General features: G+C 68.4%; 17 protein-coding genes. 1 reads left to right on the top strand and 16 read right to left on the bottom strand.

The window, feature by feature from the left end; translation table 11 throughout:
• Positions 1–6 precede the first annotated feature (6 nt).
• The 13 genes from KY493_RS03190 to KY493_RS03130 all read right to left on the bottom strand — a co-directional run bounded on the left by KY493_RS03190 (position 7) and on the right by KY493_RS03130 (position 9,863).
• Positions 7–690, bottom strand: a complete 684-nt coding sequence (locus KY493_RS03190) for a hypothetical protein (protein WP_219897554.1) — start codon at positions 688–690, stop codon at positions 7–9.
• 58 nt (positions 691–748) lie between these two features.
• Positions 749–3,457, bottom strand: a complete 2,709-nt coding sequence (locus tag KY493_RS03185; RefSeq protein ID WP_219897553.1) for a transcriptional regulator — start codon at positions 3,455–3,457, stop codon at positions 749–751.
• 59 nt (positions 3,458–3,516) lie between these two features.
• Positions 3,517–4,560: a flagellin gene (locus KY493_RS03180; protein ID WP_219897552.1), complete on the bottom strand. Its 1,044-nt coding sequence runs from the start codon at positions 4,558–4,560 to the stop codon at positions 3,517–3,519.
• Between the two features lie 93 nt (positions 4,561–4,653).
• Positions 4,654–4,920 (bottom strand): flagellar protein FlaG, encoded by a 267-nt coding sequence (locus tag KY493_RS03175; RefSeq protein WP_255568000.1) that lies wholly within the window; start codon positions 4,918–4,920, stop codon positions 4,654–4,656.
• Between the two features lie 84 nt (positions 4,921–5,004).
• Positions 5,005–6,027 (bottom strand): flagellin, encoded by a 1,023-nt coding sequence (locus tag KY493_RS14550; RefSeq protein ID WP_219897551.1) that lies wholly within the window; start codon positions 6,025–6,027, stop codon positions 5,005–5,007.
• A gap of 204 nt (positions 6,028–6,231) precedes the next feature.
• Entirely contained in the window at positions 6,232–6,432 is a 201-nt protein-coding gene (locus tag KY493_RS03165) for a hypothetical protein (protein WP_219897550.1), read from the bottom strand.
• 22 nt (positions 6,433–6,454) lie between these two features.
• Positions 6,455–6,871 carry a hypothetical protein gene (locus KY493_RS03160; RefSeq protein ID WP_219897549.1) on the bottom strand — a complete coding sequence of 139 codons (417 nt, stop codon included), beginning with the start codon at positions 6,869–6,871 and terminating at the stop codon, positions 6,455–6,457.
• A complete protein-coding gene (locus KY493_RS03155) occupies positions 6,868–7,251 on the bottom strand; it encodes a M15 family metallopeptidase (RefSeq protein ID WP_219897548.1) in 384 nt (127 codons plus the stop codon). Before KY493_RS03155 ends, KY493_RS03160 begins: the two co-directional genes overlap by 4 nt.
• Positions 7,248–7,499 (bottom strand): hypothetical protein, encoded by a 252-nt coding sequence (locus tag KY493_RS03150; RefSeq protein ID WP_219897547.1) that lies wholly within the window; start codon positions 7,497–7,499, stop codon positions 7,248–7,250. The genes KY493_RS03155 and KY493_RS03150 overlap by 4 nt, the downstream gene beginning before the upstream one ends.
• Positions 7,496–7,633: a hypothetical protein gene (locus tag KY493_RS03145; protein WP_219897546.1), complete on the bottom strand. Its 138-nt coding sequence runs from the start codon at positions 7,631–7,633 to the stop codon at positions 7,496–7,498. The genes KY493_RS03150 and KY493_RS03145 overlap by 4 nt, the downstream gene beginning before the upstream one ends.
• A 416-nt stretch (positions 7,634–8,049) precedes the next feature.
• The gene (locus tag KY493_RS03140; protein ID WP_219897545.1) at positions 8,050–8,790 is read right to left on the bottom strand and encodes an anti-sigma factor domain-containing protein; all 741 of its coding nucleotides are present in this window, start codon (positions 8,788–8,790) and stop codon (positions 8,050–8,052) included.
• The gene (locus tag KY493_RS03135; RefSeq protein WP_219897544.1) at positions 8,787–9,344 is read right to left on the bottom strand and encodes a sigma-70 family RNA polymerase sigma factor; all 558 of its coding nucleotides are present in this window, start codon (positions 9,342–9,344) and stop codon (positions 8,787–8,789) included. Before KY493_RS03135 ends, KY493_RS03140 begins: the two co-directional genes overlap by 4 nt.
• Positions 9,345–9,401: 57 nt before the next feature.
• Complete coding sequence (locus KY493_RS03130) at positions 9,402–9,863, bottom strand: DUF4112 domain-containing protein (RefSeq protein ID WP_219897543.1); 462 nt, start codon at positions 9,861–9,863, stop codon at positions 9,402–9,404.
• A gap of 73 nt (positions 9,864–9,936) precedes the next feature.
• Between KY493_RS03130 and KY493_RS03125 the strand changes: the two genes are divergently transcribed.
• A complete protein-coding gene (locus KY493_RS03125) occupies positions 9,937–10,881 on the top strand; it encodes an endonuclease/exonuclease/phosphatase family protein (RefSeq protein WP_219897542.1) in 945 nt (314 codons plus the stop codon).
• Here KY493_RS03125 and KY493_RS03120 read toward each other — a convergent pair.
• The 3 genes from KY493_RS03120 to KY493_RS03110 are packed head-to-tail and all read right to left on the bottom strand — an operon-like array spanning position 10,853 to position 13,269.
• The gene (locus KY493_RS03120) at positions 10,853–12,073 is read right to left on the bottom strand and encodes a CCA tRNA nucleotidyltransferase (RefSeq protein ID WP_255567999.1); all 1,221 of its coding nucleotides are present in this window, start codon (positions 12,071–12,073) and stop codon (positions 10,853–10,855) included. The genes KY493_RS03125 and KY493_RS03120 overlap by 29 nt on opposite strands.
• Positions 12,070–12,711, bottom strand: a complete 642-nt coding sequence (locus KY493_RS03115) for a CoA pyrophosphatase (protein ID WP_219897541.1) — start codon at positions 12,709–12,711, stop codon at positions 12,070–12,072. Before KY493_RS03115 ends, KY493_RS03120 begins: the two co-directional genes overlap by 4 nt.
• Before the next feature lie 3 nt (positions 12,712–12,714).
• Complete coding sequence (locus tag KY493_RS03110) at positions 12,715–13,269, bottom strand: DUF1285 domain-containing protein (protein ID WP_219897540.1); 555 nt, start codon at positions 13,267–13,269, stop codon at positions 12,715–12,717.
• Positions 13,270–13,309: the final 40 nt, after the last annotated feature.

Genomic DNA, 13,309 nt, shown 5'->3' with positions numbered 1-13,309 from the left:
GGGTCCTTACAGGCTCGGGAACTGACAGTTGCGGTCCTGTTCGGCCAGGGTGCGGAACCGGACGTTGTCTCCGGATTGTTCGACCCGGCCCGGCACCAACCGCAGGGTTGAGCCGCCCCAGCGGCCGTACTGCGCGTCGCCCGGCCGCACGCACATGCCCGAATACAGCGCCTGGACACAGGCGTTCAGGCTCATGCCCGACGAGATCTGGCGCCAATCCGAACCCGTGTGACGCAGGCACTGCTGACCGGCCGAGGCGGGCTGCGCCTGGGGCTGAGGATTGGATGGACGGATGGGGTTTTCCTCGATGGGCGCAGGCTCCATCTCGTCGATCTCGACGCTGGGCAGCTCCGGCGGAGGCGCAAAGGCCGCCGTGGGCGCCGCCGCCAGCGCGCCGGTCGCATCCAGCCCCACATCGAGAGCGTCGGTGGCCAGGCCGTTGCGCTGGGCGCAGTCGGCCAAGGTGGCCATGCCCACGAACTGGCCGTCGACGAAACACCGAAGTTCGCGCGTCGGCTCCAGGCTCGGCGCCTCGGCCAGGTCCACCGTCAGGCCGCCGCGAGAGGCCGGCGGCGCTTCCGGCGTCTGGTCTCCCCCGCCGCTGAACACCAGCGCCAGCACGATGGCGGCGATGATCACAAGGCCGGCGCCGATGGCGATAATGATGCGGTTGTCGTTGGGGCTCGCCATGGGGCTCAATAACCCCGGCCAAGGCTGCGCCGTCAAACGAAAAGGGGCGGCTCGGCCGTTACGCTGTCAGCCGGCTGAGCGCCGCCTGATAGGCCGAGGCCTTGCTGTTCCAGTAGGCGGCGCCGGCGCTGCTGCCCGTCGCGATGCTGGTCGGGGCCGTGGCGCTTTGCGGCGCCAGCGAGCGATAGGCCGAACGGATCGAGGACAGGGCCGCGAGGATGGCGTCGGACGCCGACTTCACCGCCGCCTCGTCATCCAGGCTCAAGGTGTTCGGCAGGTTGAGACCAAAGGTTTCGATCGCATCCTTGTCGTCCAAATCCTTCAAGCCGACATAGCCGGCCTTGAGACCCAGGCCTGCGAGCGCGTCCTTGCCCGCCGGTCCCGAGGTGATGATCGCACCGCCCTTGTCCGCAAGGCCGGTGATCGACAGGCGCTGCACCGGCGGGGTCACCGTGCTGTCGGTGGTGACCGCGACCTTGACCTGACGCCCCGCCGCCGTCTCGATGCGCCGGGCCAGGGTTTCCAGCGTGTCCTTGGCGGTGATGGTGAGGGTCGTTGCGCGACCCCGCCCGTCGCCGCGGGCGACCGAGAACTGGTCTCCCACACGCAGCGACGTCGCCAGGGTCAGGTATTTGGGATCGGACTGGGCGATCTGGCCGCTGGGAAGGCCAAGGCGGTCCAGCACGCTGGCGCCATCGGCCACCACGGCCAAGGCGCTGGGCGTCGCCTGATCACCCTCGCCCCGCCAGGTCCGACTGTATTCGATCGTACCGGTGTCCGGGTCGATCCGGGCCAGATAGGCGCGAGTCGGATCGGTCGTCTTTGCGGTCGCGGCGCGGTCAGCGACGCCCGTGATCCAGACCTTGCCGTTCGTGATCTTCACGTCGGCGGCCGTGTCGTCGCCGGCCCCGCCGTAGTAGGTCAGCCGGTCCGTGCTCGCGGCCTGGAGGTCCGTCGACAGGCTGGCGACAAAGGCGTCCGAGCCGCCGGACGCCGCCTTGGTGATCGTGCCCGCATCCAGTGCAGGGTTGGTCGTGGCGCCGGCGACGATCAGGCGACCGGTCTCGACCGCGAGCCCCGCGATCTCGCCGCGCATCTGTCCGAGATCGCGCATGGAGGCCAGCGTCGGACGACCCGCCTCGTCCAGCGTGAAACGGCGCACCACCGCGCGTCCGTTCTCGACCCCGGCCGTGTAGAGGTCGGAACCGCTGACGGTTATCGCCTGGACCGAGTCGTCGCCTGTGGAGCCGAACTGGCGCGTGGCGATGTTGGTGGCGGTGACCGGCGCCAGAGCATTGGCCTGTCTCGACGAATAGGCCTGCACATAGCCGTCCCAGCCGCCGATGGCCGAGGCCCCGCTCATCGCCGACTTGGCGCGCCCGGCGACATAGACCACGCCGTCGGCGCCGAACGAGACCGCCGTCGCCTCGTCTGCTGCACGCGCGCCGCGACGTTGGGTCCATTGTTCCTTGCCGCTCGCATCGAACACGGTGACGAAGCTGTCGGCCACGCCGGCCGCATCGCCGCTCTTGCCGTCGTCCAGCGCGCCGATCACCGATCCGGCGACGGCCACCCGACCATCCGGCGCCACAGACAGGGCGTAGCCGTTGGCCTGGCTGGCGGCGCCCAGCACCTGGCTGGAGATCACCTTGCCGGCCTTGTCGACCTTCAGCAGGGCGACATCGCTCTGTCCCTTGATCGGCTGGGCGCCCAGGCCCTGATCGAGGTCCGCCACCATCCAGATCGAGCCGTCCGGCGCCGTGGCGCTGGCGCGCACGGCCGTGACGCCTTCGGGCAGGTCGGTCCGGCCCGACTGCCCTTCCACCCAGAAGGTGGAGTTGACGCCGGCCTGCGCCGGGTCGGCCGTTCCGCCGTCCGCCTGGAATTTGACGACCTGCTGCGTCCCGCCGGCGCCGGCCTTTTGCACCACATAGACGGCGTCGCTGGTCTCGGGGGCCGACAGGGTCAGGGTTTCGCCGATCACGCCGTTGATCTTCAGCGCCCATTGATCCGGCCCGGCCGGCAAGGTGATGGTCTGCGATCCGGCCGCGATCGTACGCGGCTCGGCCTTGATCTGCTGCTTGGCGAGACGGGTGGCCACGCCGGTTTCGGCCAGCCTGGCGTTGATATGGCCGATCACCGCATCCATCGTGCGCGGCTTGTCGCCAAGATTGGCCAGGTCGATGTCCAGCGTCTTCAACCCGCCGACCGTCTTCAGCGACAGGGTGAAGCGCACGTCGCCCTCGAACGCCTTCACCGGCTCGCTGGCCGAGCCCTTGTGGATCGGCGCGCCCTGATAGACGGCGTTGGCCTTTTCCACGCCTGCGGTAGTCTTGCTGGAGGTGGCCGACAGCCCCTGCACCAGCCGCACCTCCTTCATGGAGGCCGCGCCGACGTAGGCGGAGGCTTCGGCCAGCCCGGAGGCGAACCGCTTTCTGAGCTGGGCCAGTTCGGTGGAAGTCACCCCCGCCTCGCCGGCGCGCGTAGCCAGCGCCGACAGGCTGGTCAGGCCCTTATAGAGGGCGAACAGCTTGCTGTAGTCGGACGAGGCGCCTTTGACGTCCAGATCGACTTCGGATTCGGAGATCAGGCTGCGCGAGCGCAGGGCCTCGCGCACCAGTTCGCTCTGCTCGGTCTTGACCACCGTCGTGGACCAGGGCGCGGTCGGCTGCCGCTTGGCGGCCGCCGCGAGGACGGCCGTGGACACGGAGGCGCCGGCGCTGGTCGAAACGCCGAACAGGCCCAGAACATAGCTGTTGCTGATCATCGGGCGGCTCCTGCGGCGACGCTAGGGGACGACCTCTAACAACAGCTTAAGCGTTGGGCTTAGTTCTGGAACAGCGACAGGATCGTCTGCGGCGCAGCGTTTGCGATCGACAGCGCCTGCACGCCCAGCTGCTGCTTGGTCTGCAGCGCGGTCAGACGCGCGCTTTCCTTGGCCAGGTCCGCATCCACCAGATTGCCGATGCCGGTTTCCAGACTGTCGGCCAGCTTGCTGGTGAACAGCAGCTGGTTGTCCAGCGACTTCGAGCCGGTGCCCAGCTTGGTCAGCGTGCTGGTGACGTAGTTGATGGAGTCGTCGACCTGCTTCATCAGCGCCGACCATTCACCGGCGCGCGCCGTTTCGTCGGCCACGGCGTTCGCGGGCGTGGTCACCGCATCGTCGCTGTGGACCTTCGCCGAGGCGCGACGGACTGTGAACGAATCGGAGGCGACCTTGATGCCCGTGGCCGCGCCATTGCTGGCCGAGCCGGCGGCGCCCGCCCCCGTCACCGTGCCGGCCGTCGTGGTCGTGCCCGCGTCCTTCTGAGTGGTGTACAGGCCGAAGTTGACGCCGGCGACGTTGATGGTGGTCTTGCCGTCGGCGCTGGCCAGCGCCTTCAGCGACTTGCCCGTGGCGGTCTCGGTGGCCACCGTCGACTTGCCGACAAGCGCGCCGTTGGCGTCCAGGTTGGCGATCATGTTGACGCCGTTGAAGCTGGCGCCCTGGATCGTGGTGTTGATCTGCGTCGCCAGGTTCTTGAAGTCTTCCTCATAGGCGTCGAGGCTGGCCTTGTCGGCGCTGGGATCGGAGGCCGCGAGCACCAGGTTGCGCATCTGGCTGAGCAGATCCTTGACCGTATCGCCCGCCGCCATGGCGACGTCGATGGTCGATTGCCCCCGCTGAAGCGACTGCTTCACCGGTTCCAGCGCGTTCATCTGGTTGGTCTGGTTCTGGGCCACGGCCCACAGGGCGCCGTTGTCCTTGGCGCTGTTGATCACCTTGCCAGTGTTCACGCGGCTCTGCGTGTCGTCCAACTGCCGATTGGTGGCGTTGAGGTTCTGCAGTGCGACGAGCGCCGAGCGGTTGGTGTTCACGCTGTTGGTCATGGTCCGGCCCCTAGCTTCGTAGGGCGACCGTTAACCACGAAATATGTGCAGATGGTTAACGCGAGGAAACCATCGGCGTCAGCGTTGGTCCGATCAGACGTCGGCGACGATGATGCGGCCCTGGCGATAGGTCGGATCGTCGGCCAGCTTTTGCACCTCTTCGCGAGGCCACTGGCGCACCACCTCTCCGGTCTGACGATCCACGGTCTTGTAGACAAAGCCGTCGTTCGCCGCCTCGATCACCAGGCGATAGCGCGCGGCGTCGGCCGAGGCGGATGCGGCAGGCGAGATTGCCTGAACGGGAGAAGCCGGGATGTTTGCGGGCGTTACGCTGGGTACTGGAGCGACATGATCTGACATCATCCTCCGCGCGACCAGGCCGCGCCCCCTTGAGAGATTGGGAAGAAGAGGGAGACGGGCGAACCCGCCTCCCCCTCAAAGGCCTTAGCGGAACAGGCTGAGCAGAACCGAGCTCGACGAGTTCGCGATCGACAGAGCCTGCACGCCCAGCTGTTGCTTGGTTTGCAGGGCCGTCAGCTTGGCGCTTTCCTTGGCCAGGTCGGCGTCCACCAGGTTGCCGATCCCCGTTTCCAGGGTGTCCTGCAGCTTGGAGGTGAAGGTCAGCTGGTTGTCCAGCGCCTTCGAGCCGGTGCCCAGCTTGGTCAGCGAGCTCGTCACGTAAGTGATCGAGTCGTCGACCTGCTTCATCAGGTTCGACCATTCCGCCGTGCGGGCCGTTTCGTTCGCGGCGGTGCCGAGGCCTGCGTCGGAGTGGACCTTCGCCGCGGTGCGAGCCGCCGTGAAGGAGTCCGAAGCGACCTTGACGCCCGAAGCGCCGGCGTTGGTGGCGCTGCCGGCGGCGCCCGCGACAGTCGCGGTGCCCGCAACCGTGCCGGTGCGGCCATCGGCCGTGTACAGGCCGAAGTTCAGGCCGGTCACTTCAATGGCGTTCTTGCCATCGGCGCTGGCCAGAGCCTTCAGCGACTTGCCGGTGGCGGTCTGGGTCGCGGCGTCCGACTTGTTCACCACGACGCCGTTGGCGTCCAGGTTGGCGATCATGTTGACGCCGTTGAAGTTGGCGCCCTGAATGGTCGTCGTAATCTGCTTGGCGAGGTTCTTGAAGTCCTCCTCGTACGCGTCCAGGCTGGCCTTGTCGGCGCTGGGATCCGAAGCCGCCAGAACCAGGCTCTTCATCTGGCCCAGGACGTCCTTGACCGTCTCGCCGGCCGACATCGCGACGTCGATGGTCGACTGACCGCGTTGAAGCGATTGCTTCACCGCATCCAGCGAGTTCATCTGAACCGTCTGCGATTGAGCGATCGACCAGATCGCGCCATTGTCCTTGGCGCTGGTGATCGCCTTGCCGGTGTTGATGCGGCCTTGGGTGGTTTCCAGAGCGCGATTGGTCGCGTTCAGGTTCTGCAGCGCAACGGAAGCGCCATAGTTGGTGTTGATGCTGTTAGCCATCGGTAGTCATCCTTCTGGATCAATGGCGCCGTTCTGACGCCCCGAGCCTTATGCTCGCGCCGACCGTTTCAAGCGGCGCGCCATGTCGCCGGTACGGAAACCTTCGCCTTTTCAACAATGGTGATGACTGACCGCTCGGCAAGTTTCGGCGACGCTCGGCAAAAGGCGCCGCCGCCCGGCAGATCTTGCCGACCTCAACACGCGTCAGTGTCCGTCCGATCTTGGCCGCCACCGACGGGAGGGCTTGTTCGTCTCGGCTGACCAGGCGTCCATCATGGATCGTTCGGCCAGCAGCGTCTCGACCGCCAGTCGCCGTGCGCCGTCGCACCGCACCAGTTGCTCGCCTCGCTGAACATAGGCGGTCTCGAGATCGGCAAGGGTGGCGGCGTCGGGCACCACGGCCATGTCGCACGGCCGGCTTGCCGCCTCAGGCAGGACCAGGCGCGGCGCAGCCATCGACATCGGGGGCGAGGCGGCACAGCTCGCGGTCATGCTCGCGCAGACGGCGAAGGCGATCGGGATCAAGGGGCGTGTGTGCATCGTCGGCGCTCCGGGCCTGAGTGACGGCGGTCGCGGTCGCGCGCGCCGCCTGGGTCGTGGTGTCGTTGAAGATGTCCAAGCGGCGCTGCTGGGTGGCTTCGCCTTGCTGCTCGAGGCGTCGCGCCGTCTCTGCTGCGCGACCCGCCGCCGCCTGCGCCTGGGCTGTGTCGAGTCGCCTCCGGTCCAGCCCCAGCGGGTCCCACCTAAAACCGAGCCCGCCCGCCAGCACCGCAACAACCAGGATCCCGCCAATAGCCAAGGCCAGCCATCCGAGCGGCGTCAGCATCCTCAGCCCGGCCTTCATGGATAGTCCTTTCGACTGAGTTCGAAATGCGGGCCGTCGCGCAGGCGCGGCCAGTCGCCTCCCCAGATCAGCGACACGCCAAGCTCGAGAGCCGCCGCCTTGAAGGTCTTGGCGATGCGCGGATACAGCGGCCAGTCCCAGCGCACCTGCCCATCGACCAGGGCGGCGATATCCACCGCATGGCCGGTCAGGTGCCGCGAGTTCAGTGTGCGGCTGGCCCCGGCCTTGACCAGCTGCGCCTGGCGCGCGGCGGTCCGCAGTCCCTCCGTCACCATAAAGTCGATGTCGGAGCGGCCGATGGCGCCCTCGACCACGGCGATCAGATCGGAATGGACGCCCTTCAGGCGCTGGCGCGAACGAAGAGAGAGACGAAAGCTCATGCCCCTCCTCCCTGCGCAAGCCGGAGCCGCAGGTTGGCCGAGAGGGCCACCAGTTGCTGCGCCGTGGGCGCCACCAGATAAAGCACCAGCATCAGCGCCAGCAGCGTCATCAGCCCGTGCGCGATCTCCGCCATCTGCTCGGGTCCCGCGCGCTCGACCAGCCGATCCAGCAGCCGCCACAGGCCAAAGCTGGCGACGAACACATACAGGCGGCGCCACAGCCATTGCGCCTCGGGCACGGCGGTCATCGGCCGTCCTCCTCGTCATGGCGGTCGCGCGGCGAGGCGAAGCCCGTGACGGCCCAGCAGTCGTCCTCGGTCAGGTGGTCGGGAGCCTCCCAGGCGTCCTCGTCCAGGAGGGCGAAATCCTCGTCGGCGATCATGGGCGGCCCTGCCCGCCGACCATCATGCCTGCAAGGCGCAGGTCGCCATCGTCGCCGTCGCTCGCCGACAGGCGGGGTGGGCCCATGCGGGCGCTGATATCGTCTTTCACGCGTGATCTCCGTTGATGTCGGAGATCAGTCTGGGTCAGCCTCGAACCCCGGCGAGCCGATAGGGCACCAACGCCCGCAAAGGCGGGAATTTACCGGGATTGGCGGGTCGAACTGCGCAGGCGTGGCGCCTGAACCGTGCAGAGGGGAAGCGCGGGGAGACCAGGTGGAAGGGCTAGGTCGGCCTCCCCGCGTGACAGGACCCGGCTGTCAGGCGCCGCACGCACCGAGTGAGGTCAAATGCGCGCGAGAGCCCTGTCGATTCCTAGCTACGAGGCATGGCTCCGCGCGGATGCGAGAAATGTGCGTCAGAGCGTCTGGATGTCGCCCGAGGCGACCACGGGACCATCCGGCTTGTTTGGCGCAGGCGTATGGCCGGGCGCCTCCATGGAGATGGCGAGTTGAGCCACCTGGCCGATCTGCGCCGACAGGTCCGGCGCGACCAGTTGGCGCGACGGCTGCTGGCCGTTGATCGCGCCCACCAGCTGGACCCCGCCGTCCGGCAGCATCAGCCACAGGTGCGGCACGCGCGCATCCTGCTGCGCCGAGCGCAACGGCGCCAGGTAGACCGTCTCTGTGGCGCTGTCGTAGACGACGGTTGCGAACGCCTGCCCCCCTGGGGTCGACAGGGTCGCGATGCGCGCGATCTCGGGCGCCTGCACGGCTTCGGGCGCGGCAGGCGGCGCAACGGGCGGCGAAACGACCGGCTCAGGGCGAGTCAGCATCACCGCAAAGGCCGCGATGCTGGCGGCCAGGAGGCCCGTGGACGCCACGGCCCAGCGCCGCCAGAACACCAGCCTGCGATTGTCGTTTGCCGGCGCGACCAGGCCAGCCTCGATCCGCGCCCAGAGCGCGGTCGACGGCTGCACCGGCGCGATTTCGCCAAACAGGCCGGCGAAACGCACGTTCCACGCCTCGACCTCCGCGGCGAAGGCCGGATCAGCCTCCTGACGCGCGCGCGCCGCCGCCTCGGCCTCGCGGTCCAGTACCCGCAGCGCCAGTTCCGCCGCCAGCAGATCGCCGCCATCGATGTCCACGGCGTCGGTCATCGGTCCAGACAGTCCCGCAGCCGCATCAGCCCACGGCGAATCCAGCTCTTCATCGTCCCGAGCGGGGCCGCCTCGCGCTCGGCCAGCACCTCATAGGTCGCGCCTTCAAAGAAGGCTGTGCGGATCACGCGCCGCGTGCGGTCGTCCAGGTCGTCCATGCAGGCGTTCAGCCGCGCGGCGTCTTCGCTCCGCTCGACCTGCGTAGACGCCAGTGGCGCCGCGTCCGGCACGTGGGTCGCTGCATCCACCGGCACGGCGCGGCGATCGCCGCCCATAGCCCTCAGCCGATCGATCGCGCGATTGCGGGCGATGGTCGCCAGCCAGGTAATCGGGCTTGCCCTTGCGGGATCGAACCGATCCGCCTTGCGCCACACTGTGAGATAGATGTCCTGCAACACGTCCTCGGCCAACTGACGATCAGCCAAGATACGGAGGCAAACGCCCAACAGTTTCGCCGAGGTGGCCTCATAGACGATTCTGAACGCCGCGCGGTCGCCCTCGCCGGCCCGTCCCAAGGCGTCCGCCAGTTCGTCGCGGGTCAACGTCGCGCTCATCCAGGCCCCTGTTTCAGCCAAAGTGGGAATTGCGGGCGCCCGCGCATGTGCGTCAAGTCAATCATGCAGATAGACGATCCGTCGCAGGGCCGGATCGAGACGGACGGTCTCCTGATGTCGCTCGTGATCGCCGGTCGCGCGGGCGTTGGCCTCGCTGTCTTCGACCCAGTGGGTGCTCTCGATCTCCTTTTGCAGCGCCTTGGCCGCCAGCAGTTGGCCCGGGAAGAAGGTGTCCACGATGTCCCCGAACAGCGGCACCGAGCCCGTGGCGGTGTCCACTCCCATATAGGCCGCCATCTTGGCCAGGGTGGAACGCGAAGCGCCGATCCTCAGCGCCTGAACGATCAGCCATCCGCCGGTCCCGACGGTGTACAGCGTGCCCGCCACCGGAATCCAGGTCAGCAGGGCGTCCATGCCGACGCCGAAGGGTCCGATCGAGATGGCGCGGTCCGACAGCTTCTTGACGCCCTCGACATCAGACCAGATCTTTTCGATATCCTGCAGACTGCGTCTGGCCATGCGTCGTTCCTCAAGCGTCGCCTTAACGCGTCATCGCTTCCTGCGTTCACCCCTATCGAGGTCGAGGCCATCTATGCTCAGGCTTGCGGCCAATTTGCTGGCGGGCGCCGCCTTTGTCGGTTTCGGCGCGATCGGCTTGGCGGCGCTGAGCCGCATCGGGCATCGCTGGGTGGACATTCTGGCCCAGTTCACCGCCCCCGCGCTGGCGGCCGTGGCGATCATGGTCCTCGTCTGCCTGGTTCTTCGGCTCTGGCCGGCCGCATTGATCGGCGCTGGAGCCGCCCTGCTGCTGCTCCTGGCCGCCTGGCCGCAATGGGCGCCGCCGCGCGGCCGGGCCGATCCTCAGAGCGCGACCATTCGGCTGTATTCGGCGAACCTTTGGGCGTGGAATGAGCAGGTCGAGGACATCGCCCGCTCCATCCAGGCCGCGCAGGCGGACATGGTGATCCTGGTGGAGCTGGGCGATGCGCCCGCGGCGCAGATCGATCAGTTGCTGGCCGCTTATCCGCACCGGATCTCCACTCCGCGCGTCGATCGGCCGACCGGCGCCGCGCGCACGGTGATCGCCTCCCGATGGCCGATCCTGCGCACCATCGAAGACAAGCCGGACGGTCTTCACGCCATCGGCGCGGTGATCGACAGTCCGCTCGGGCCGCTGAACCTGGTCGCCGTTCACCTGACGCGCCCTTGGCCGTATCAGTATCAGTGGGGCCAGATCACCCAGGTCATGGCGCTGGCCGAGGTGCGCGCAAGCCTGACAGGGCCCGTCATCGTGGCGGGCGACTTCAACAGCGTGTCCAGCGCCCGCATCGGTCGGCAGGTCCAGTCGCAGATCGGCCTGATCCCCGCGCCCGGCTTTCCAGGCACCTGGCCGACGCGCCTTCCGGCCTTCGCCGGCATGACCATCGACCAGGTGTATCGCTCGCCCGACCTGGCGCTGGTCAGGCGCGGCCTTGGCGCGCCCACCGGCTCCGATCACCGCCCGGTGGTCACCGAGTTTCGGTCGGCCCTGCGCTGATCGCCGCCACCAGCGCGTCCAGGCGCGCCGCGTGTCCGGCGTCGGGGAAATCGTCGGTGATCCAGCCTTGTTCGAACGCCTTCAGCAGCCGCCCTGTCGCCGGCCCGGGCGCAACGCCTCGCGCCGCAAGATCGCGCCCGCCGACCGGCATCGCCGGCGGGGTCCAGGCTCGCGTCGCCTCCAGCAGGGGCGCGGGGTCGCCCCCTTGCCGTGCGGCGGATTTCAGCAGGCGATCCTCGAACGTCTGGCGGCCGAGGCGGTAGACGCCCGCGCGCGCCGCCTTATTCCCCATCGTTGAACTGATCTCGCCGGAAGGATCAGCTGCGGCGACCAGCCTGTCCCGTTGCGCGTTCGACAGGCGCAGGCGAGCCGCCGCCGTCGCCGCCTCGGCGTCGGACAACAGCATCGACAGCCGCAGCAGCGGGTCGGGTGTCAGGCGCGTCAGGGCGTCGAACGCATCCAGGTCGGCTTCGCTGTCCGTCAGCCGTGCGAGTATCCCGGCCCTAGCCATGGCTCGCGCCGCCGCGCGCGGATCAGGGGCGGCCAGCAGCTTCAACAGCTCCTTGGACACCCGTTCGGCCGACAGCCACTCCACCCCTTCCGCCAGACGCGCGCAGGCCGCCAAACCGTCGGCGTCCGGCTCGCCTCGGCCGTACCAGGCAAAGAAGCGAAAGAAGCGAAGGATACGCAGATAGTCCTCCCGGATGCGCGCCTCCGGTTCGCCGACAAAGACGATCCGCCCCGCCGCCGCGTCGGACAGGCCGCCGCCGGTCGGGTCGAACACCCGCCCCACCGCATCAGCGTAGAGGGCGTTCAGGCGGAAATCCCGGCGCGCCGCGTCTTCCGCCCAGTCTTCGCTGAAGGCCACCACGGCGCGCCGTCCGTCGGTCTCCACGTCGCGCCGCAGGGTGGTGATTTCGAACGGACGTCCGTTCGCCACGGCGGTCACCGTTCCATGTTCGATCCCGGTCGGGATCGCCTTCAATCCCCGCGCCTTCAGCGCCGCCATTGTCGCCTTGGGCTGCAGCCGGGTCGCGATATCGATGTCGTCGACGTCTTGGCCCATCAGGCTATTCCGCACGCAGCCGCCGACAAAGCGCGCGCAGCCGACCCCTCCGGCAGCCTCCAGCGCCGACATGACCGCGTGCGTTGCCGGCAGGGTCAGCCAAGCCGCGGCCAGGGTTGCGCTCACGACGCTTCTCTGTTCGCCGCGGCGCCGTACATCCGCTCGTGCAGCCCCTTCAGCATGCCCGCCGTCGCGCCCCAGATGTAGCGCTCCTCCCATGGCATCGCCCAGAACCAGCGGGTCATCCCCTCGTGCACCAGCGAGTCCCGCCGGTGGTTGGCGACGTTCATCAGGAAGTCCCAGGGCGTCTCGAACACGTCGGCCACCTCTTCCGGCGACGGCCGCAGGATCGGCGCGGTTGCGATCCAGCCGACCACCGGCGTGATCAGGAAACCCGTCCCGCTCTCATAGGCGTCGGACAGGCCCAGCACCTCGACCTCGTCGGGCGGCAGGCCGATCTCCTCCCACGCCTCCCTCAGCGCCGCATCCACCGCGGTCTCGCCCGGATCGAGCCGTCCGCCCGGAAAGGCGATCTGACCGGTGTGGCTGGTCAGGGTGTCGGCCCGCCGGGTCAGCAGCACGGTCGCCCCCTCGTCCCTCGCCATCACGGAGACCAGCACGGCCGCCTGCCTCAGCGAGCGTTCGGGCCGCGCCGCATCGGGATTGAGATCGAAGTCCGAGCGGGCGGCGCCGGCGTCGGCCCGCCAGTCGGTTGCCGGGATAAGGCGCTCCGTCAGTCGGCGTCGCAGGGCGGACAGATCCACGCCTCAGGCCTCGCCCAGCACGAACGCCGTTCCGGCCGACCGTACAACAAGGAGCTCCGAGGCGGGCTCCGCCATCTCGACCAGCTCGTAGAAGACCGGCCTTGTGATCCGCGCCCACAGGTCGCTGCGCACCCGCACGGCCGGCTGCGGCTCGCCGGTGACAGAATTGGTCTCGACCACGATCGGATGGTCGGCGTCGGCCGCCACCTCGTCACCGACATCGGTGGTGAAGACCAGCGTCTGGCCCTGTCGTTCGACGGCTGTGGCGCGGAACGGCAGATCCTCGACCTGGATGCGCATCTTCTCGCCGGGCGTGACCAGGTGATAGCCGTCCGGGTCCTTGCGCAGGATGGTCGAAAACAGCCGCACCAGTTCGGTCCGGCCGATGGGTGAGCCTTCGTGCATCCACACGCCGTCGCGCCCGATCACGATATCGATGTCGCCGCAGTGGGTGGGATGCCACAGATGCACCGGCGCGGGTCCGCGACCAGGCGCCTGGCGCGCCGCCTGCGCCACGCCTTCCAAGCCTGTGGTGTTGTTCTCGTCGCCCTGATCCATCGCCGCTGAACCTAGGCCGGCAGGAGGCGATGCGGAAGGC

The sequence above is a fragment of the Brevundimonas sp. PAMC22021 genome (assembly GCF_019443405.1).
Classification (GTDB): domain Bacteria; phylum Pseudomonadota; class Alphaproteobacteria; order Caulobacterales; family Caulobacteraceae; genus Brevundimonas.
This window is presented reverse-complemented; position numbering and strand designations above follow the sequence as displayed.